The following is a 19,357-nucleotide window of genomic DNA, read 5'->3' on the forward strand; positions in this document are numbered from 1 at the left end:
CTTCGGGACGATTGGCCCTTCATGAGGGGCTCCCCAGTGCAACGCAGCCTGAGCCGGCGCCGGCTGATCATGTCCGCGGCGGCCGCCGCCGCGACGCTCCTGCCCGCCGCGGCGTGCGCGAAGAAGGACGGCGAGGGCGCCGGTGGCATCGGGTACGCCGCCGACCGGCCACCCGTCACGATCGAGTTCTGGTACATGCCGTACGGCGGGCCGGTGCAGGACCAGGCGGTCATCACCGAGACCGAGGAGTTCCACAAGGCGCACCCCAACATCACGGTCAAGGCGGTCCGGGTGCCGTGGGACGAGGCGCTGACCCGGCTCAGCACGGCGTCGACGAGCGGCGAGGGCCCCGACGTGACGGTGCTGGGCACCACCTGGGTGGCCGGCTTCAGCTCGATCGGCGCGCTGCGCCCGTACAGCATCGAGGAGATCGCGGCGGTCGGCGGCGAGGACGTCTTCGCCAAGGCGAGCTGGAGCTCCAGCCACCTGATCACGTCGCAGGAGATCACGGCGCTGCCGTGGCTGATCGACATCCGGGCCCTGTTCTACCGCACGGACGTGCTGCGCAAGCTCGGCCTGGACCCGAAGGAGGCGTTCGCAACCTGGGACTCCTTCGAGGAGACCCTGCAGAAGATCAAGGTGTCCGACGCCGGGGTCGCGCCGCTCGCCATCGGCCTGCAGAACAACTTCGGCATCATCCACAACGTGGCCCCGTTCATCTGGGGCGCCGGCGGTGACCTGATCAAGGACGACGGCACGAAGTCGATGCTCGCCGAGCCCGCCGCGGTCGACGGCGTCACGTACTACCAGCGGCTCATCGGGCTCTACGACGACCCGAAGGCGATGGCGCTGTCCTCCAGCGACGTGCCGCGCGCGTTCGCCGAAGGTACCGGCGCCATCACCATCGACAACTCCCAGTCGGTCGCCGAGTTCGCCTCCGACCCCTCCCGCGCAGGCCTGAAGGCGGGCTGGTCGACGGCGCCGATGCCGGCCGGGAAGGCGGGCCGCTTCGGCTTCCTGGGCGGCTCCAACCTGGGCATCCTCAAGGAGGCGAAGCATCCCGAGGCGGCGTTCGAGTTCGTCCGGTACCTGACGGGCAAGGCGAGCCAGCAGCGTTACAGCGTCAACTCGGGGCTGTGGCCGGCCCGCACCGAGGCGATCGAGGGCACCAGGCTGGCGACCGAGCCGGAGTACGCCGCGTTCCGGGAGATGATCCCGCACGGCAAGATGTACCCGTCGGTCTCGGCCTGGATCATCGTCGAGTCGGTGATCGCGAAGGACCTGCGGGAGCTGTGGAGCGCGCCCGGGGCCCTGGGTCGCGGTCAGGTCCAGGCGATCATGACCAGGACGACCGCGGACATCGATGAAGCGCTGCGCGACCCGACGAACACGGGGATCACGCCGTAACGCTTTCGGGGGTCCCGCCGCTCCTTCTCCCGTGGATGTGGTCGACCCGGTCTTCGTGGACCGCACCGGCCGGCGCCGGAGGCTCTTCACGATCCTCGGGGCCGGCCTCGGTGTGCTGCTCGCGGCCGGTTGCGCGCTGCTGATCGCCGGGCTGCTGGGCGCCTCGCCGGTGCCGCTGCCCGGTTTGCCGGAAAACGGCCAGATCGGTCGCCACCAGGACGGTCTCGGGACGGCGCCGACCTCCGGCGCGCCCGCCCGGCCCGCGGCGAAGCCCACCTCGGCGCGCCCCGCCGCCGCACCCGTGACCGGTGGCGGCGCGTCACCCAGCCCGTCGGCGAGCGAGCCGCACGACAACCGGAAGACGGCGCACCCCGGCAATCCGCGACCGAGCCGGACGAAATAGCGGTGGCCCGGCACACATCCCACCGGGTGCGCAGGGCGCCCCGGGCGCACTGGCTGCTGCTCCTGCTCGTCATGGCGGTCCTGCTCGCCGAGCTGTGCCTCGACGGCTGGGTGCGGGGCGTGCCCGGCGCCTCGCCCTCGGCGGCCCCCGGCGAGCTGGGACCGGTGCTGCAGGTCCAGGCGGACGGCACCGTGCGCTCCGCTGGGATGCCGGCCGGCGCGGTCGCGCTCACGTTCGACGACGGGCCCGACCCGCGGTGGACGCCGCTGATCCTCGACGCGCTGCGCCGCCACCACGCGCGGGCCACGTTCTTCGTGGTCGGCTCGCGGGTCAACCAGCACCCGGACCTGGTGCGGCGCATCGTCGCCGAAGGGCACGAGCTCGGCGTGCACACCTTCACCCACGCCGACCTCGCCGCGCTGCCCGCCTGGCGGCAGCGGCTCGAGCTCGACCTCACCCGCACCGCGATCGCCGCCGCGACCGGGCGGACCGTGCGGCTGCTGCGGCCGCCGTACCTGTCGGTGCCGGAGCGGCTGCCCGCCGGGTTCCTCACCGTCATGACCGACCGCGACACGCAGGACTGGCAGCGGCCGGGGGTGGACGCCATCGTCGCCGCGGCCGCGCCGGGTGGTGTCGTGCTGCTGCACGACGGCGGCGGCGACCGCACGCAGACCGTGGCGGCGGTCGAGCGGATCGCCGCCGCCCCCGGGCGGCGGTTCGTCACGGTCTCCGAGGGGCTCGGCCTGCCGCCGGACGCGGCGGCCGGCACCGGCGACGTCGCCCGCGGCCACGCGCTGCGCTGGGCGCAGACCGCCGGCGGCTGGATCAGCGCCGCGATGTGGTGGCTGATCGTCGCCGCCACCGTCCTCGCCCTGATCAGGCTCGCCGTCCAGGTGGCCATCGCCCGCCGGCACGCGCGCCGCGCCGTCGCGGGGCGGCTGCGGTCCTTCGGCCTGGTGTCGGTCGTCGTGCCGGCCTACAACGAGGCGGCGAACATCGCCGCGACGGTCCGCTCGCTGATCGGCAACGACTACCCCGCGCTCGAGGTCGTCGTCGTCGACGACGGCTCCACCGACGACACCGCCGACGTGGTGCGCCGTCTCGCGCTTCCGGGGGTCCGCCTGATCCGCCAGGCCAACGCCGGGAAGCCCGCCGCCCTCAACACCGGCGTCGCGGCCGCTCACGGGGAGCTGCTGGTGCTGGTCGACGGCGACACCGTGTTCGAGCCCGACGCGATCGGCCGGCTCGTCCAGCCGTTCGCCGACCCGTCCGTCGGCGCGGTCAGCGGCAACACGAAGGTCGCCAACCGGGGCGGGCTGCTCGGCCGGTGGCAGCACCTGGAGTACGTGGTCGGCTTCAACCTCGACCGGCGCATGTTCGACCTCGGCGAGTGCATGCCGACCATCCCGGGCGCGATCGGCGCGTTCCGCCGGGCGGCGCTGCTGGACACCGACGGGGTGCCCGCGGACACCCTCGCGGAGGACACCGACCTGACGATGGCCATCCTGCGCGCCGGGTGGCGGGTCGTGTACGCGGACCGCGCCATCGCCTGGACCGAGGCGCCGTCGTCGCTGCGGCAGCTGTGGCGGCAGCGGTACCGGTGGTGCTACGGCACGATGCAGGCGGCCTGGAAGCACCGCCGGGCCGTCGGTGAGCGCGGCCACCTGGGCCGGCGCGGCCTGGTCTACCTGGCGGTCTTCCAGATGCTCCTGCCGCTGACCGCACCACTGATCGACGTCTACGCCGTCTACAGCCTCCTCTTCCTGCCCTGGGCCCAGGTGGCCGCGGTGTGGTGCGGCTTCACCGCCCTGCAGGTCCTGGCCGCCGGTTACGCGCTCCGGCTCGACCGCGAGTCCCTGGGGCCGTTGTGGACGGTGCCGCTGCAGCAGGTGGTGTACCGCCAGCTGCTCTACCTGGTCGTCATCCAGTCGGCCGTCGCCGCGCTGCTCGGCGGCCGGCAGCGCTGGCAGGCATCGGTCCGCACCGGCCTCGCCGCGGCCGCCGTCACCCCGCGCGGGCCCGGGCTCCCGGGCGCCCTCGAACCGCACCAGGCGCCGGCGGTGGACCCGGACCGGGCATCGCACTCGACCCATTCCTCGACCCATTCCAGGGACCTGCCCGCGCCACAGGGCTTCGAGCCGCGGGTGGCGCGCGACGGCCGGGCGTGGCCGTCGGATCTGTCGGGCCGGCCGTGACCGCCTTGGCCGGTACCCACCCGACGCCGTACTCCAACGGCTGCTCCGCGCGCTCGTCGACGGGCGGCGACGCCAGGACGCCCGCACTCGCCGACGCCAAGCCTCCGGCGGGCGCCGACGCCGGCACGTTCGGGCGCGGCGACGCACGGACGCCGGCAGGCAGCGACGCCGGGACGTCCCCGCGCACCGACGCCAAGCCCCCGGCGGGCGCCGGCGCCGGCACGCCGGCGGTCGACGCCGGCGATGCCGGCACGTTCGCGCACGGCGACGCCGGGATGCCCGCGGACGGCGACACCGGGATGTCGCCGGTCGAGCTGGCGCTGGGCGAGACCACGCTCGACGACCGCCTCGAAGTGGCCCTGGCCGGGGCGATCGGCGGCGACGCCGCGGCGTTCGCGGAGCTGTGGCGGGCGCTGCAGCCGCTGGTGCTGCGGTACCTGCGGGTCGTCTGCGGCGACGCCGCCGAGGACGTGGCGTCGGAGACGTGGCTGCAGGCGTCGCGGGACCTGCGGCGGTTCAGCGGCGGCACGACCGCGTTCCGGGTGTGGCTCTTCCGGATCGCCCGCAACCGCGGGATCGACGAGAACCGGCGCGCGTGGCGGCGCCGCGAGGAGCCGCACCAGACCGTGCACGAGGTCCGCGAGGCGGCCGGCGAGATCGTCCGCGACGTGGCCCTGGACGCCGGCGACCGGTCCGGCACCGAATGGGCGCTGCGGATGATCCGCACCCTGCCCCCCGACCAGGCGGAGTCGGTGATGCTGCGCGTCGTGGCCGGTCTCGACGTCGCCGGCACCGCCAAGGTCCTGGGCAAGCGCCCCGGCGCGGTCCGTGTCGCGACGATGCGAGGGCTGCGCCGGCTGGCCGAACACCCCGAAGTCCAGGCGCACCGCGGCACAGATCCGCGGGAAGGCGGCTGATCATGCCCGAGACACCGATCCACGACGCGCTTACCCCTGACGCGCCGGCACCCGACGGCCCGGCCCTGGACGGCCTGACGCCCGACGTCGCCGAGCGCCTGCTCGACCTGTGCGAGCCGGCCGCCGGGCGGCACGCGGGCGTCGCCGCGCTGCTCGTCGCCGCCGCGGGGCCGGCCCTGCCCGCCGAGCTGACCAGCGAGGACGACACCGTGCGGGAGTTCCGCCGGGCGTACCGCCGCAGCTGGCGCAGGCGGCGCAACGCCCTCTTCGCGTGCGCCGTCGCGGCGGTCGTGTCGCTGGGCGGCACCGCGTACGCGGCGAGCGGCGCGCCCCTGCCGGATCCGGTGCGGCGCACCGTCGAGTCGCTGTTCGGCGACGACGAGGGCAGCGCGCCGGCCACCTCGCCGCACGCCCCGCCGCCCGGGTCGCCGGCCGCCGCACCGGCGCCGTCGCGGTCGCCGTCACCGCAGGCGAGCTTGTCGGGCGCCACCCGGATCGAGGAGCTCTGCCGCGCGTGGGAGGCGAGCCGCACCAACCCGCAGGCCCCGCCGGTCAGCGGCGAGGACCGCCGCACCCTCGCCCAGGCGGCGAAGGGCGCGACCGGGATCAACGACTTCTGCCGGGGCGTCCTCGCCCCGACGCCCGCGCCCACCACCCCGACACCCGCGCCCACCGCCCCGGCGGCCTCCCGCCCGGGCGAAGAAGGCGCGAATGTCGAGCCCTCCGCCGTGGAGGCCTCCCGCCCGGGCGCCGTCAAGCCCAGCACCGTCAAGCCCAGCCGCACCCACCCGGTCAAGCAGTCCGGCCGCTAACGCCGCGCCGCGTCCAGGGTGGCGCGGACCTCCGCGAGGAGGTCGACGAGCCGGCGCAGCCGCTCGTCGTCGAGTCCGGCGAAGGCGACCGTCGCGTCGGGGTGCATGGCGCGCATGGCCTGCCCGATCAGCTCGCCGCCGAGCGCGGTGAGCGCGACCGAGCGCCGGCGGGCGTCGCCGGGTGCCGCCTCCATCGTCACCGCGCCCCGGTCGACCAGCGTCTTGAGGGTCTTCGAGACGGCGGGCTGGTTGACCTCCATCGCGGCGGCGATGTCGCCGACCGAGCCCGGTCCGGCGTTGGCGAGGTGGAGCAGGACCGCGGTGTGGGTCATGGTCAGCCCGAGCGGGCGGAGCGCCCGGTTGAGCCGCGTCTCGGCGAGCTGGTGCGCGATCGACAGCTCGCGCACCGCCCGCCCTTGCAGCTCAGCGCGCGTCTGAGGGGTCATGCGGCAAATATATTCCATGGAACACTTGACGTCACGCCACCGCTCTCCGCAAGATACATTCCATGGAATTCATTGAGCGTGTGCAGCGCGCGAAGCTCCCCGTCCTGGCCGGCGCCACCGTGACGGGCTTCGCCGCCCAGCGGGTCACCCAGACGGTCCTCGACGGCTTCTACGCCCGGTCCGGCTACCCGGTGCCCTACTACGTCGGCCAGCTGTCATTCAGCGCCGGCAAGCTCTCCGGCTGGTACACGACGATGCGGGACGCGGGCACCCTCGGCGTCTACTGGCAGACCCAGTTCATGGACTTCGCCTTCATCGCCGCCACGGCGCTGTTCTTCACAGCCACCCTCGCGCTGATCGCCCGCGCGTTCCCGGCCGGCAGCCGCGGCCGGCGGGTCGCCACCGCCGCCGTGGCGCTGGGCCTGTTCGCCCCGCTGTGCGACGCGGTGGAGAATCTGCTCTCCTTCGTCATGCTGCCCGACCCCGCCACGGTGAACCCGGTCGTCGCGGTCCTCTACTCGACCGCCGCGGCGCTGAAGTTCGCCGGGTTCTTCGCGGTGTACCTGTGGATCCCCGCCGCCCTGGTCGCCGCGCTGATCAGCCGGCGGCGCAGCGTGGTGGACGCGTAGTGTACAGATGTACATAGCGAGTGTACGGTTGTACACATGACCGAGAGGACCATGCGGGAGCGGATGCTCGCCGGGGAGCTGTACCGCGCCGAGGACCCGCAGCTGGCGGCCGACGACGCCCGCGCGCAGGCGCTCACCCACAGGTTCAACACGACGGACCCCACCGATCACGAGGGGCTGCGGGCGGTGCTGACCGAGCTGCTCGGCGGCTTCGGCGAGGGCGCCTACGTGCGGCCGCCGCTGCGCTGCGACTACGGGTATCAGACGACGTTCGGCGCCCGCGCGTTCGCCAACTGGGGCCTGGTCTGCAATGACGTCGCGACGATCACGATCGGCGACGACGTGCAGATGGGGCCCGGGGTGCAGCTGCTGACCTCCACCCACCCGCTGGAGCCGGGCCCGCGCCGCGACAAGTGGGAGGCGGCGAAGCCGATCGTCATCGGCGACAACGTCTGGCTCGGCGGCGGCGTCATCGTCTGCCCCGGCGTCACGATCGGCGCCGACACCGTCGTCGGCGCCGGCTCCGTGGTGGTCCGGGACCTCCCCGCGGGCGTCCTCGCGGTCGGCAACCCGGCCCGGATCGTCCGCCACCTCACCGACGCACCGGCCCCGGCGGCCGCCCCGGCCACCCCGGCGACCACGCCCGCGCCGACGGCCACGCCCGGCCCGGCCTGAGGTGGCGGCGGGGACACGGCGGCACGACCCGAACCGGAAGGACCGCATCGTCGACGCCGCGATCGCGGTGATCGCCGAGCACGGCGTCGCGGGCACCACCCACCGGCTCATCGCGGCGGTGGCGGACGTGCCGCTGGGGTCGCTGACGTACCACTTCAGCAGCCTCGACGACCTGCGGGCGCAGGCCTTCCGGCGGCACGCCGAGCGGATGTCGGTCGTCTACGAGTCGCACTTCCTGCACGTACACACGCATGAAGCGCTGGTCGAGGCGGTCACCGACCTGATCCACGGCGACGCCGGCGCCGACACCGCCGACTGGGCCATCGCCTACGAGCTCTACCTGGCCGCGCTGCGCGACCCCGAGTTGCGCACCATCACCGAGACCTGGATGCGCACCAGCCGCGCGGTCCTCGAGCGCTTCGTCGACCCGACCACCGCCCGGGGCGTCGACGCCCTGATCGAGGGCCTGGTCATGCACAAGACCCTGTCCACGGCACCCGTCTCACGCGAGGAGATCCGCGTGATCGTGGCCCGGGTCCTGCACCAACCCGCACAAGACCCACAGATCAACGGAGACCCGCGATGACCCTGACCGCCGGGCCGGCGCTCACCACCGACCGATCACTGCGCGCCGCGACCCGCGCCGTCTATGCCGCCTTCATCTGGTCCGGGTTCGCGATGGCGAGCTGGGCCACCCGCATCCCCCAGATCCGCGACGAGCTGCGCCTCGGCCCGTCGCAGCTCGGCCTGGTCCTCGTCGCCATCGCGGTCGGGTCGATCATCTCGCTCGTCCTGTCGGGCCAGATCGTCGCCCGCCTCGGCTCCCGCGCCACGGTCGCGGCGATGGCGGTCCTGCTCGCCGTCGGCCTGACCGTCGTCGCGGCCGGGTACCACCTCGGCGTGCCGCCGGTCGTGCTCGGCCTCTTCGCGTTCGGCTTCGCCAACGGGGCCTGGGACGTGGCGATGAACGTCCAGGGCGCTCTCGTCGAGCGCCGCCTCGGCCGGGCGATCATGCCGCGCTTCCACGCCGGGTACAGCGTCGGCACCGTCGCCGGCGCCCTGCTCGGCACCGCGATGGTGGCGCTGAAGGTGCCGGTCACCGCCCACCTGATCGCCGTCGCCGTCCTGGCAGGCGCCAGCACGTTCGTCATGGTCCGCACGTTCCTGCCCGACGACGCGCCCGCGTCCGCGGAAGGCGGCTCCCCGGAGAAGAAGGGTGGGCTGCTGGAGTTCTGGACCGAGCCGCGCACCCTGCTCGTCGGCGTCTTCGTGCTGGCGTTCGCGTTCACCGAGGGCGCGGGCATCGACTGGATCGCCGTCGCCGTCATCGACGGGTACGACACCCCGGCCGCCGTCGGCACGCTCGCGTTCACGGTGTTCCTGACCGCGATGACCGCCGGCCGCTGGTTCGGCCCGGCGCTGCTGGACCGCTTCGGCCGCGTCCCCGTCGTGCGGGCGCTCGCCGTGATCGCCCTGGCCGGCCTGGCGCTGTTCATCTTCGGCCCCAACACCCCGACCGCGTACGCCGGCGCGCTCCTGTGGGGCACCGGCGCCTCGCTCGGCTTCCCGGTCGCGATGAGCGCCGCCTCCGACGACCCGGCCCGGGCCGCGGGGCGGGTCAGCGTGGTGGCCTCGATCGGCTACTGCGCGTTCCTCGGCGGCCCGCCCCTGATCGGGGTGCTCGGCGACCACATGTCGGTCCTCCGGGCACTCATCGCGATCCCTGTCCTGCTGACCGTCGCCTTCCTGCTGGCGGGCGCGATCCGCCCGCTGCCGGAGTCGCCGGAGACCACGGAGACCTCGGAGACCCCTGCGCGTGTTTGATCGCATCGGTGATCGGGCACCCCTGAACCAGCGGCACATCGACGCCGCTGCGTCGGGAAACGAGGAGGAACAGTGACCGTCACCGGAATCATCACCGCGCTGATCGTCGGTCTGATCGTGGGCGCGCTCGGCAGGCTGGTGGTCCCCGGCCGCCAGAACATCCCGATCTGGCTCACGATGGTCATCGGCGTCGTCGCCGCTCTGATCGGCACCTTCATCGCCAACGCCGTCGGCATCGCGACCGACACGCCTGGTGTGGACTGGGGCGAGCTCCTGGTCCAGGTGATCGTGGCCGCCATCGGTGTCGCGCTGGTCGCCGGCTTCGCCGGCCGGGGCCACCGAGCCCTCTGACCGCGTCTCTCGAGCGACCCCCGGCCACCCCCGGCCGGGGGTCGCTCGCTGTCTCCACAGCGTTGTCCACAGGGCCTGAGCAGGCAAACCATCTTCGTACACATGTGCTATCCACAGGCTGTGGATGGAACGTGTGTACGAAGAACCCGATCGGCTGAACGTCCGATGAACGGGCGGCGACATCGCGATGGACCAGCCTCCGATCGTCCACGGAGGACGTCATCCGGTTGGCACTGGCGGATGCGCCGCGGGCGGCCTATCCTTGGATGCAGTAGACCGGCGCCTTCCCCCGTGGGTGCCGGTCTCACTATTTCTCCAGGGCTTCCTGTCAGCTCCTCCGGGGCTTCCTGTCAGTGGCTCTGTCAGCGGCTCCCACCAGCGCCGCAGTGACCGCGATCAGCGCCGTCCCCCCGGTCAGGGCGCCCAGGGTCGCCCACGGCACGCTCACCGTCACCGCCCCGGCGACGCCCAGCAGCGTCGTCCACAGGCCGGCCACCGCGACCACCGCGACGACCACCCCGAGCAGGACCCCCAGCGCGACCGTGACCAGCGTCTCGACCGCCGTCCACGCCAGGACCTGCCGCCGGCTGGCCCCCAGCAGGCCCAGCGACCGCCGCTCCCCCGCCCGGTCCGGCGCCGCCATCAGCAGCGTGTTGACCATCGCCAGGGTGGTGTAGGCGAGCACGATCCCGAGCACCACCAGCAGCCCGAGCCGGCTCGCCGACCCCTGGCCCTGGCGCGCGGCCGCCAGCCACGCCTCGCGCGTGACCGCCCGGGCCCGGTGCCCGTCGGCGGCGGCCCGCAGCGCCGCGGTCGCGGCGGCCGGGTCGGTGCCGGGGCGCAGCCGCACGTACGCGACCGACGGCAGCGTCCCGGCGGACGCCGGCACGTAGGCGTCGACCGCGCTGCCCGGCGGCAGCACCTCCAGCACCCGCAGGCGCGCCTCGCTGCCGTCGGCGAGCCACAGCCGGGCCGTGTCGCCGGCGCGCAGCCCCCAGTCGCCGGCGACCTTGATCCCGCCGGCGGGCACGTCGTCGGCCTCCGCCGCGTCGCGCCGGACCAGCGCGGTGTCGCCTTCCAGGGTGTACACGGTGGTCTCGGCGCTGAAGGTGACGTCGACGCCGGGGACACCGCGCAGCCCCGCGACGAGTTCCCGGTCCAAGCCGTGACCGTCGGGCAGGACCAGGAAGTCGGCGTGCGCGGGCCTGGCGCGCAGCACGTTCTTCGCCTCGCCGGTGAGGTCGGACGCGATGAGCAGCGCCGCCGCCAGCCCGACGGTGACGAGGACGGGCGCCGCGACCGCCGCCGTCCGGCGCGCCGAGGCCGTCACGTTGCGCACCGCCAGCAGCAGGCCCGTGCCCCGCGGGGCGGCGCCGCCGAGGCGGCGGGCGACGACGGCGACGAGCGCCGGGGCGAGCAGGCCCGCGGCGACGATCAGCAGCATCACGACCGGCATGTAGCTCTTGCGGTTGGTCGCGGACGCCGGGTCGTCGATCGCCGTCACCGCCATCGTGACCAGCGCGGTGCCGAGGGTCAGGATGCCGGCGACCCAGCGGGCGGGCGGCATGGTCCGGGACTCCACGACCGTCTCGCGCAGCGCCTCGCCGGGGCGGACCCGGCCGGCCCGCCACGCCGCGGTGACTGCGCCGAGCAGCGCCACGGTGACGCCGGTGCCGAAGGCGGTCCACATGGGCCACCGGGCCGGGCTGATCGTGTGCACCCAGCCGGGCGCCATGCCGCGCTCGCGCAGCAGGTCCAGCAGTGCCGGGGCCAGCGCGGGACCGGCGAGGGCGCCGATCGCGGCGGCGACGAGCGCGACCGCCAGGGCTTCCCAGTACACCAGCCGCCGCACCTGACCGGGGAGCGCTCCGCCGGCCCGCAGCAGGGCGAACTCCTGCCGCCGCTGCCCGACGGCGAAGGCGAACGTCGAGGCCACGACGAAGATCGCGACGAAGGCGGCGAACCCCAGCGCGATGCCCACGATCGTGTTGGCGTTGTTGCGGGCCCGGGCGTCGGCGGTGCGGCCGGGGTCGAGGTGGGCGCGGTCGTCGCCGGTGAGCACCCTTGCCCGGTCGCCGACCGCGGCCCGGACCCGCTCGGCGTCGCCGTCGACGACGACGGCGTCGACCTGCGGCCGCAGCTGTGCGGCGGTGGCGTCGGTGAAGAACAGTCCTTCCTTGACAGTGCCGCTCACGGTGTACGAGCGGATCCCGTCGCCGGTCACGATCCGGATCCGCGCGCCGACCGGTGCGCCCGAGGTGGCGACCTCGTCGGCGGCGGCGGGCGCGCGGCCCGACAGCAGCGCGGGCGCGAGCGCCCACGGCCGGGCGATCCCGGAATAAGCGCCTGCGCCGGGCGGCCCGTCGGCGAACTGCGCGGGGATGATCCGGTCGACCCGCCCGGCCGGCAGCGCCGCCACCACGTCCGCGGGCAGGCCGGGCGAGACGGCGAGGGGCTGGCTCTCGCCGCCGCGCCAGGTCGGCACGGTCAGCGTGTCGTGCGGCGCGACCACGACCGGGTAGGCCGCGTACCGCTGCGGCGCCCGGTCCGGGGCGGTGGCGGTGGTGGCGAGGACCTGCCCCATGGCGGCGATGAGGGCGCTGCCGAACGCGAGCGCGAGGAACGTCCCCACGAACGACCGCCACCGCAGCCGCAGCCCCGCGAGCGCGATGCCGATCATGCGGCGGCCATCATCTCGATGACCGCGGACGCGGTGGGGGCGGACAGGGAACCGGAGAGGCGGCCGTCGGTCAGGAACAGCACGCGGTCGGCGTACGCGGCGGCGGCCGGGTCGTGGGTGACCATGACGATCGTCTGGTGGTGCTCGTCGACGAGGTCGCGCAGCAGCCGCAGCACGTCGCGGCCCGTGTTGGTGTCCAGCGCGCCGGTCGGCTCGTCGGCGAAGAGGACCGCCGGGCGGGTGACGAGGGCCCGGGCGATCGCGACCCGCTGCTGCTGCCCGCCGGACAACTGCCGCGGCCGGTGCCCGGCGCGGTCGGCGAGGCCGACGGCGGCGAGGGCCCGGTCGACCGTGGCGCGGTCCGGGCGGCGGCCGGCGAGGCGCATCGGGAGGCCGACGTTCTGCCGGGCGGTGAGCGCGGGCAGCAGGTTGAACGCCTGGAACACGAAGCCGATCCGCTCGCGGCGCAGCAGCGTGAGGCGGCGCTCGCTGAGGCCGGTGAGGTCCTGACCGGCGACCGTGATCCGGCCGGCGTCGGGCCGGTCGAGTCCGGCGGCGCACTGCAGCAGCGTCGACTTGCCGGAGCCGGACGGCCCCATCACCGCCGTGAACGTGCCCCGCGCGAACGCGACCGTGACCGCGTCCAGCGCGGTGTTCTTTCCGTACCGCCTGGTGACGGCCTCGAGCTCAACCATGCCGCCGACCGTACGAGCGGCGGGCGTGGTCGCGGTACCGGACAGGTGACCAGTACCCTCGAATGATCATGCTTTGGGGGCGGGACGTCGATCAGGCCGCGACCGGCGCGGTGCTCGACCGGGCCCGCGCCGGGCACAGCGCCGTCCTCGTCGTCCGCGGCGACCCGGGCATCGGCAAGAGCTCCCTGCTCGACGACGCGGCCGCCGGCGCCGCGGGGATGACGGTCCTGCGCTGCGCCGGGGTGGAGACCGAGGCCGAGGTCCCGTTCGCGTCGCTGCACCAGCTGCTGGCGCCGGCGCTCGCCTCCTCGTCGCAGCTGCCGGACGTGCAGGCCGCCGCGCTGCGCGGGGCCCTCGGGCTCGGCCCGGCCGCCGGCGGCGACCAGCTGCTCGTCGGGGCCGCGGTGCTGACGCTGCTGGCCGAGCTGGCCGAGGAGCGCCCGGTGCTGTGCCTGGTCGACGACGCGCAGTGGCTGGACGGCTCCTCCGCGCAGGCGCTGCGGTTCGTGGCGCGCCGGTTGCAGGCCGAGTCCGTGGCGATGCTCTTCGCCGCGCGGGACGAGTTCGCCCCGGAGGGCCTGCCGGAGCACCGGCTCGCCGGGCTGGACCCGGAGACCGCGGACGCCCTGCTGCGGCGCATCCGGCCGGACCTGCCGCCGCGGATCCGGATGCGGCTGGTGCGCGACAGCGCCGGCAACCCGCTGGCGCTGCGGGAGCTGCCGCGCGGGGCGCCGCCGTTCGTGCCGGCGCTGCTGCCGCGCCGGATCCAGGAGGCGTTCGCGGCGCGGATCGACCGGCTGCCGCCCGACGGCCGGGCGATGCTGCTGATCGCCGCCGCCTCGCCCGACGAGGGCCTCGGGGTCGTGCTACGGGCGGCGGAGCTGCTCGGCGTGGCACCGTCCGGCCTGGGCGCGGCCGAGGAGGCGGGCCTGGTGACGGTCGCCGCCGGGCGGATCACGTTCACCCATCCGCTGCTGCGGGCCGCCGCGTATCAGCAGACCACGTTCGACCGGCGGCTGGCCGTACACCGGACGCTGGCGCAGACACTCCCCGCCGACGACGACCGCCGGGCCTGGCACCTGGCCGCCGCCGCGACCGGGCCGGACGAGGAGGCGGCGCTCGCCCTGGAACGCGCCGCCGAGCGGGCCCTCGGCCGCAAGGGCTACCCCGCCGCGGCGGCGGCGTTGCAGCGCTCCGCCGAGCTGACCGCCGCTCCCGGCGAACGGACCCGGCGGCTGGTCGCGGCCGCGGTCGCCGCGAACGACGCCGGCCAGCCCGACCTGACCCGCCGGTTCCTGGCGTCCTGCGACCCGGTCGACGACGACCCGGTGCTCACCGCCCGGGTGTGCGAGCTGCGGGCACGGCTGGCGTTCGACGAGGGGTCGGCGGCGTCCGCGCACGACCTGCTGGTCGCGGGGGCGTCGGCGCTGGCGCCGGTGGACCGCCGGGCCGCCGGGCTCCTGCTGGTCGACGCGGCGCGCAACGCGTGGCAGCTCAGCGACCCGCCGCGGGTGCGCGAGGCGGCGCGGCGGCTGGACGACCTCGGCCTGCAACCCTCCGACGGCCTCGCCCCGGCGGTGGCGGCGGTGACGGCGGCGGCGCGGCTCCTGCTCGAGGGTCCGGCGGCGGGCGTACCGGCGATGCGGGCCCTCACCAGCACCAGGACCGGCCCGCCGAACCTGCGGCTCAACGCGGCGTTCGTGGCCGGTCTCGTCGGCGACTTCGAGGCCGGCCGGGCGATCTCGCAGGGCGTCGCCGACGAGTCGCGGGCCGAGGGTTCGATCGGCTGGCTGCCCCTCGCCCACGTGACGCTGGCGGCGTCGGAGCTGTACCTGGGCCGCTTCCGGGACGCGGTCGCCACCGCCGCCGAAGGGCTGCGGCTCGCCACCGACACCGGCCAGCCGAACCGGGCCGGCTACCTGGAAGGGATCCTCGCCTGGATCGCCGCGGTCAGCGGCTCCACCGACCGCTGTGCCGAGCTGGCGGCGCGCTGCCACGACCGGTACGCCGGCAACCACATCGCCAACGGGCTCGCCTGGGCGGAGTGGGCCCTCGCCCTGCTGGACCTGGGGCAGGGACGGCCGGCGGAGGCGTCGGACCGGCTCGAGGCGGCCCTGGCCGGCCCAGTCCGCCACCAGATCCAGGCCGTCTACAGCGCACCGGACCAGGTCGAGGCGGCGGTGCGGATCGGCGCGTTCGACCGGGCCGAGGCGGCCTGCGCGCGCTTCGCCGACTGGGCCGCCGCGGCGCGCCTCGACTGGGCCGACGCGGTCGCGCACCGTTGCCACGCCCTGCTCGAGCCGTCCTGGCCCGACGCGAGCCGGCACTTCGAGGCCGCGGTCGCGCTCGGCGGCCACCCGTGGGAGGCGGCCCGCACCCACCTCGCCTACGGCGAACGGCTGCGCCGCGAACGCCGCAAGACCGAGGCCCGCGCCCAGCTGCGGACCGCCGCGGAGGTCTTCGACCGCCTCGGCGCCGTCCCGTGGGCGGAGCGGGCCCGCGCCGAGCTGCGCGCTTCCGGTTTTCAGCTCGCGGTGGCGCCGCCGGCCAGCGCCGGGGCCGCCTTGTCCCCGCAGGAGCTCCAGATCGTCAGGCTCGTCGCGGCCGGCCTGACCAACCGGGAGATCGGCGCCCAGCTCTTCCTCTCCCCGAAGACCATCAGCTACCACCTGTACCGCGCCTTCCCGAAGCTCGGCGTGGCCAGCCGCACGCAACTGGCCCGCCTCGACCTGTCCGGCTGAGGCGGGCCACTGCTCACGGCGTGGTCAGACTTTGTGCCACTTCTGGTTGGCGCCGCCGGTGCACTCCCACAGGTGCAGGACGGCGTCGTTGTCCGGGTTCCAGCCGGCGATGTCCACGCACTTGTTGGCCTGGGGGTTGACCAGGTCGCCGGCGGCGGACAGGACGAACTGCTGGGCGGCGTTGCCGCTGCAGTTGGCGATCTGGATCGCGGCGCCGTTGTCCTTCGAGCCCCAGGCGACGTCCATGCACTTGTTGTTCTCGGTGCGCAGGGTGCCGTTGACCCAGGTCCAGCGCTGGTTGGTGCCGCCGGTGCAGTTCCAGACGATCAGGCGCTGGCCGTCGTTGAAGTTCCAGTTCGGCACGTCGATGCACTTGCCGTGCCAGTTGCTGGCGATCCCGCTGACGTTGCCCGCCGGGGGCTGCGTGGTGCCGCCGCCGGTGGGCGGCGGGGTGGTGCCGCCGACGAACGGGCTCAGGGTGATGCCGGCGGAGCGCGGGTCGCCGGAGTGCACCAGCGACTCCTGGTTCTGCACGTCGTCGAAGGCGAACCCGTACGCCTTCCCGTCGGCCATGTTCGCGTGGATGATCCGCGAGTAGTGGTTGGTCAGCGAGCTCTTGTAGAAGTCCGCCGCCCCGCCGCCGGGCTGGGTGTCGATGGTGCCGAGCGTGCCGCGGTGCAGCGCCGCGCAGAGCGTGCGGGCGATCGGGCCGACGACCTGGTCGTTGGGGGCGCCGAGCGCGCCGTCGCAGCCCCAGACGTTGCTGGTGCTGGGCTTGTTGAACGACGCGACCCGCTGGCCCGAGCCGTTGGTGAAGTTCATGACGTTGCCGCTGGTCCGGCCGAAGTACTTGACGCCCGGCTGGTCGGTGAAGGGCACCACCGTCAGGGTCTTGGACGTGTACGCGTTCCAGGCGTTGGTGATGTACGGGTCGAGGTACGTCGCGCTGAACAGCCCGGCGTCGGCGGCCTTGCCCGGGGCGAGGACGCGCAGCACGGTGCCGTCGGCACGGGTGACGACGGTGTTGCCCCAGCCGGACTGGGCCTTGATCTGGTTGATGACGTTCTGCCGGCCGTTGGCGACGGGCGCGCCGGTCCTGGTCGTGACGCCGTTGCTGCCGGTGACGCTGACCTCGTGCGGCACGGCGAACATGTCGACCTGCGAGCTGTTGAGCCACAGCCCGGCGTCGTTGTAGGTGAACTCGCTCCAGTCGAACAGGATGTCGTGGTTGGGGTCGCCGGCGGCCCACGGCGCCGGCTGGACGAGCCCGTCGGGGGTGAGGAAGAACTTCAGCTTCTGGCCCAGGGACATGTACACCCGGCCGGACATGTTCTTCGGCAGCTGGATCGTGGTGCTGCCGCCGTTGCCGGGGCCGGCGATCGCGACGTCCGGCGCCGGGGAGGGCGGGTTGGACCCGCCGGCCCAGTTGGTGAACGTGCCGCCGGCGTTGGCGTAGCCGAGGCGGCCGGTGGTGAGGTTGACACCGATGACGTAGAGGTAGACCGCGTCACCGCGGCCCGTGGTGTTCTTGACCGTGAAGGGCAGCAGGTTGGGTCCGAGCGCCGACGCCGACGGCATCGCCGCGATGCCGACCGGCACCGCCACGGCGAGCGCGGCGAGCGCACCGAGCACCTTTGTCCTGAAACGCACCGAGAGACTCCTTCGTGAGAGCGCTCTCAGCAGCCTTTGTTACCGGTGGGAACGTGTCAACAGAGATCGACAGAATCCACCGTCACCGAATCGAAACTTAAGAAACCGTTGAGCGGAGCCCAACGTAGGTCGGGCTCCGCTCACGGTCTGTTGATTTATCGGAGCAGGGACAGGACGTTCTGCGGCGCCTGGTTCGCCTGGGCCAGCATGCTCGTCCCGGCCTGGGTCAGGATCTGCGAGCGGGTGAAGGACACCATCTCCGAGGCCATGTCCGTGTCACGGATCCGGGACTCGGACGCGGACAGGTTCTCCACCGCGGTGTTGAGGTTGTTGATCGTGTGCTCGAACCGGTTCTGGTACGCACCGAGCGTGGCCCGGGCGGTCGAGATGCCCTTGATCGCGGTGTCGATCGCGGTGATGGCGGCCGAGGCGCCGGTCACCAGGTCGAGGCTGGCGGTGCCGAGGCCGGTCGAGTCGAAGCCGGTGACGCCGGTGACGCTGCCGAAGGCGGCGGTGCCGAGGTTGACCGCGATCTGGTCCGCGGTGTTGGTGTTGGCGCCGACCTGGAAGGTGCCGGTGTAGGAGGCGCTCGAGTCGAGCAGCTTCTGACCACCGAAGGACGTGGTGGTGGAGATGCGGTCGAGCTCGGCGTTCAGCTGCGTGAACTCCGTCTGCGCCGCGGTGCGGGCGTCGGTGTCCTGCGAACCGGTCGAGGACGCCTGCACCGACAGGTCACGCATGCGCTGCAGGATCGAGTGCGTCTCGGTGAGCGCGCCTTCAGCGGTCTGCACGACCGAGATGCCGTCCTGCGCGTTGCGGACCGCGACCTTCAGACCACCGATCTGGGACCGGAGACCCTCGCTGATCGACAGGCCGGCCGCGTCGTCCGCGGCGCGGTTGATCCGGTAACCGGACGACAGGCGCTCCAGCGACTTGCTCATCTGGCTGTCGGTCGTCGACAGGTTCCGGTAGGCGTTCTGCGCGGCGATGTTGTTGTTGATACGAAGACCCATGGTGATTCCTCCTTGATCCGGGTCGTACCGCCCGGGCCGTCCGTGGCCCGCACGGCTCTGACATCGGCGCCACCCGGATGGGCATGAGGCTTCGCCCGGACGTTTTTTTCGTCGCCGCGGCCCACGGATGGCAAGGTCATGCGCATGGGCATGTACGGGTACGTCGACGGGGTCCCCTTCTGGAAGCCGGGCACCAGCACGGCGCAGCTGTTCGCGGCGCAGGTGCGCGTCATGGAGCACCGGATCCAGCGCTCCAGCGGCATCCTCGGGCCCGAGAGCGACGAGCTGCACTTCGACCCGTTGAAGCTGCGGGAGTTCTTCGTGTTCCTGCTCAACGACTGGAACCGGCAGCACTCGCCGGCGGTCCGGGCGATGTCGCTCGGCACGCTGCAGGTCCTCGCGTCGCTCGACCAGCACCTCAACGGCCCGCTGCGGGAGCTCGGCGGCAACCCGGAGATCCGCGACGGCATGCACGTCGCGCTGCCGCCGAGCGGGCTCGAACCGGTCGCGTGGGGGCCACCGACCGCGCGGGAGCTGCCGCCGTCGGTCCGCTTCGAGCTCGCGGCGATCGTTTTGGATCTTGTGCGGGGCTGGTACCAGACGATCGACGCCCGCACGGACGGCCTCGGCTGGCAGGGCGACCGGCTGCGGGAGATCGTCGACGGCTACCCGGTGCCCCTGCTGCTGCCGCCGCAGCGGATCCCACCGGACCTGATCAGCACCGATGAGGTGTACCGCCGGGTCAGCGTCATGTCGCTGTGGGACACGGTGTACGGGGTGTCGCGGCTGCGCCTGCAGGTGGTGCACGACGGGCTGGGCCACCGGATCACCTGGCTGGGCTTCGGGGATCCGCCCCCGAGCGTTGCATGAGGTGTTTGAATGTGTCAATGCTTGACGTAACCTGATTGCTTTTGTTGGT

Annotated in this window: 17 protein-coding genes; 12 read left to right on the forward strand and 5 right to left on the reverse strand. The window is 73.9% G+C overall.

The features are described 5' to 3' along the window. The first annotated feature begins 21 nt into the window (after positions 1-21). The 5 genes from ACQEVZ_RS24100 to ACQEVZ_RS24120 are packed head-to-tail and all read left to right on the forward strand — an operon-like array spanning position 22 to position 5,734. On the forward strand, positions 22-1,407 hold the full coding sequence (locus ACQEVZ_RS24100; RefSeq protein ID WP_433370146.1) for an extracellular solute-binding protein: 1,386 nt from the start codon (positions 22-24) through the stop codon (positions 1,405-1,407). Positions 1,408-1,438: 31 nt separating this feature from the next. After that, complete coding sequence (locus tag ACQEVZ_RS24105; RefSeq protein WP_433370149.1) at positions 1,439-1,810, forward strand: hypothetical protein; 372 nt, start codon at positions 1,439-1,441, stop codon at positions 1,808-1,810. 26 nt (positions 1,811-1,836) lie between these two features. Then, positions 1,837-4,005 carry a bifunctional polysaccharide deacetylase/glycosyltransferase family 2 protein gene (locus tag ACQEVZ_RS24110; RefSeq protein ID WP_433370152.1) on the forward strand — a complete coding sequence of 723 codons (2,169 nt, stop codon included), beginning with the start codon at positions 1,837-1,839 and terminating at the stop codon, positions 4,003-4,005. Further along, positions 4,002-4,922, forward strand: a complete 921-nt coding sequence (locus tag ACQEVZ_RS24115) for a sigma-70 family RNA polymerase sigma factor (RefSeq protein ID WP_433370155.1) — start codon at positions 4,002-4,004, stop codon at positions 4,920-4,922. The genes ACQEVZ_RS24110 and ACQEVZ_RS24115 overlap by 4 nt, the downstream gene beginning before the upstream one ends. A 2-nt stretch (positions 4,923-4,924) precedes the next feature. After that, on the forward strand, positions 4,925-5,734 hold the full coding sequence (locus tag ACQEVZ_RS24120; protein ID WP_433370158.1) for a hypothetical protein: 810 nt from the start codon (positions 4,925-4,927) through the stop codon (positions 5,732-5,734). Here the strand turns inward: ACQEVZ_RS24120 and ACQEVZ_RS24125 are convergent. Beyond that, positions 5,731-6,180, reverse strand: coding sequence for a MarR family winged helix-turn-helix transcriptional regulator (locus tag ACQEVZ_RS24125; RefSeq protein WP_433370161.1), 450 nt, complete (start codon positions 6,178-6,180; stop codon positions 5,731-5,733). The genes ACQEVZ_RS24120 and ACQEVZ_RS24125 overlap by 4 nt on opposite strands. 62 nt (positions 6,181-6,242) lie before the next feature. On the opposite strand from ACQEVZ_RS24125, the gene ACQEVZ_RS24130 reads away from it, so the two are divergent. The 5 genes from ACQEVZ_RS24130 (at position 6,243) to ACQEVZ_RS24150 (ending at position 9,659) form a co-directional block, all read left to right on the forward strand. Continuing rightward, positions 6,243-6,809 carry a hypothetical protein gene (locus ACQEVZ_RS24130; protein ID WP_433370164.1) on the forward strand — a complete coding sequence of 189 codons (567 nt, stop codon included), beginning with the start codon at positions 6,243-6,245 and terminating at the stop codon, positions 6,807-6,809. Positions 6,810-6,845: 36 nt separating this feature from the next. After that, entirely contained in the window at positions 6,846-7,484 is a 639-nt protein-coding gene (locus tag ACQEVZ_RS24135; protein WP_433370167.1) for a sugar O-acetyltransferase, read from the forward strand. A gap of 1 nt (position 7,485) precedes the next feature. Then, positions 7,486-8,070 carry a TetR/AcrR family transcriptional regulator gene (locus ACQEVZ_RS24140; RefSeq protein WP_433370170.1) on the forward strand — a complete coding sequence of 195 codons (585 nt, stop codon included), beginning with the start codon at positions 7,486-7,488 and terminating at the stop codon, positions 8,068-8,070. Then, a complete protein-coding gene (locus tag ACQEVZ_RS24145) occupies positions 8,067-9,308 on the forward strand; it encodes an MFS transporter (RefSeq protein ID WP_433370173.1) in 1,242 nt (413 codons plus the stop codon). The genes ACQEVZ_RS24140 and ACQEVZ_RS24145 overlap by 4 nt, the downstream gene beginning before the upstream one ends. Positions 9,309-9,380: 72 nt before the next feature. Then, positions 9,381-9,659 carry a GlsB/YeaQ/YmgE family stress response membrane protein gene (locus ACQEVZ_RS24150; protein WP_344515253.1) on the forward strand — a complete coding sequence of 93 codons (279 nt, stop codon included), beginning with the start codon at positions 9,381-9,383 and terminating at the stop codon, positions 9,657-9,659. A 328-nt stretch (positions 9,660-9,987) separates the two neighbouring features. Here ACQEVZ_RS24150 and ACQEVZ_RS24155 read toward each other — a convergent pair whose 3' ends face one another. Both ACQEVZ_RS24155 and ACQEVZ_RS24160 read right to left on the reverse strand, forming a co-directional pair. Beyond that, positions 9,988-12,339 (reverse strand): FtsX-like permease family protein, encoded by a 2,352-nt coding sequence (locus ACQEVZ_RS24155; RefSeq protein WP_433370177.1) that lies wholly within the window; start codon positions 12,337-12,339, stop codon positions 9,988-9,990. Then, positions 12,336-13,034, reverse strand: coding sequence for an ABC transporter ATP-binding protein (locus ACQEVZ_RS24160; protein ID WP_433370180.1), 699 nt, complete (start codon positions 13,032-13,034; stop codon positions 12,336-12,338). Before ACQEVZ_RS24160 ends, ACQEVZ_RS24155 begins: the two co-directional genes overlap by 4 nt. 68 nt (positions 13,035-13,102) lie before the next feature. Between ACQEVZ_RS24160 and ACQEVZ_RS24165 the strand changes: the two genes are divergently transcribed. Continuing rightward, on the forward strand, positions 13,103-15,775 hold the full coding sequence (locus ACQEVZ_RS24165) for a LuxR C-terminal-related transcriptional regulator (RefSeq protein ID WP_433370183.1): 2,673 nt from the start codon (positions 13,103-13,105) through the stop codon (positions 15,773-15,775). A gap of 24 nt (positions 15,776-15,799) precedes the next feature. On the opposite strand, the gene ACQEVZ_RS24170 is transcribed toward ACQEVZ_RS24165, so the two are convergent. Both ACQEVZ_RS24170 and ACQEVZ_RS24175 read right to left on the reverse strand, forming a co-directional pair. Beyond that, positions 15,800-17,425, reverse strand: a complete 1,626-nt coding sequence (locus ACQEVZ_RS24170) for a beta-1,3-glucanase family protein (protein ID WP_354889210.1) — start codon at positions 17,423-17,425, stop codon at positions 15,800-15,802. Between the two features lie 155 nt (positions 17,426-17,580). Beyond that, a complete protein-coding gene (locus ACQEVZ_RS24175) occupies positions 17,581-18,438 on the reverse strand; it encodes a flagellin (protein WP_433370187.1) in 858 nt (285 codons plus the stop codon). Between the two features lie 144 nt (positions 18,439-18,582). Here ACQEVZ_RS24175 and ACQEVZ_RS24180 point away from each other — a divergent pair, with 144 nt between their 5' ends. Continuing rightward, positions 18,583-19,308, forward strand: coding sequence for a DUF6086 family protein (locus tag ACQEVZ_RS24180; RefSeq protein WP_433370190.1), 726 nt, complete (start codon positions 18,583-18,585; stop codon positions 19,306-19,308). Positions 19,309-19,357 lie beyond the last annotated feature (49 nt).

The sequence above is a fragment of the Dactylosporangium sp. CA-152071 genome (assembly GCF_050936335.1).
GTDB classification, from domain to species: Bacteria; Actinomycetota; Actinomycetes; order Mycobacteriales; family Micromonosporaceae; genus Dactylosporangium; species Dactylosporangium maewongense.

What these genes read in the sequence shown, in the direction of transcription:
- ACQEVZ_RS24100 (WP_433370146.1), top strand. Translation starts at nt 22, where the DNA reads ATGAGGGGCTCCCCAGTGCAACGCAGCCTGAGCCGGCGCCGGCTGATC.
- ACQEVZ_RS24120 (WP_433370158.1), top strand. Translation starts at nt 4,925, where the DNA reads ATGCCCGAGACACCGATCCACGACGCGCTTACCCCTGACGCGCCGGCA.
- ACQEVZ_RS24125 (WP_433370161.1), bottom strand. Translation starts at nt 6,180, where the DNA reads ATGACCCCTCAGACGCGCGCTGAGCTGCAAGGGCGGGCGGTGCGCGAG.
- ACQEVZ_RS24130 (WP_433370164.1), top strand. Translation starts at nt 6,243, where the DNA reads ATGGAATTCATTGAGCGTGTGCAGCGCGCGAAGCTCCCCGTCCTGGCC.
- ACQEVZ_RS24135 (WP_433370167.1), top strand. Translation starts at nt 6,846, where the DNA reads ATGACCGAGAGGACCATGCGGGAGCGGATGCTCGCCGGGGAGCTGTAC.
- ACQEVZ_RS24145 (WP_433370173.1), top strand. Translation starts at nt 8,067, where the DNA reads ATGACCCTGACCGCCGGGCCGGCGCTCACCACCGACCGATCACTGCGC.
- ACQEVZ_RS24155 (WP_433370177.1), bottom strand. Translation starts at nt 12,339, where the DNA reads ATGATCGGCATCGCGCTCGCGGGGCTGCGGCTGCGGTGGCGGTCGTTC.
- ACQEVZ_RS24160 (WP_433370180.1), bottom strand. Translation starts at nt 13,034, where the DNA reads ATGGTTGAGCTCGAGGCCGTCACCAGGCGGTACGGAAAGAACACCGCG.
- ACQEVZ_RS24165 (WP_433370183.1), top strand. Translation starts at nt 13,103, where the DNA reads ATGCTTTGGGGGCGGGACGTCGATCAGGCCGCGACCGGCGCGGTGCTC.
- ACQEVZ_RS24175 (WP_433370187.1), bottom strand. Translation starts at nt 18,438, where the DNA reads ATGGGTCTTCGTATCAACAACAACATCGCCGCGCAGAACGCCTACCGG.
- ACQEVZ_RS24180 (WP_433370190.1), top strand. Translation starts at nt 18,583, where the DNA reads ATGGGCATGTACGGGTACGTCGACGGGGTCCCCTTCTGGAAGCCGGGC.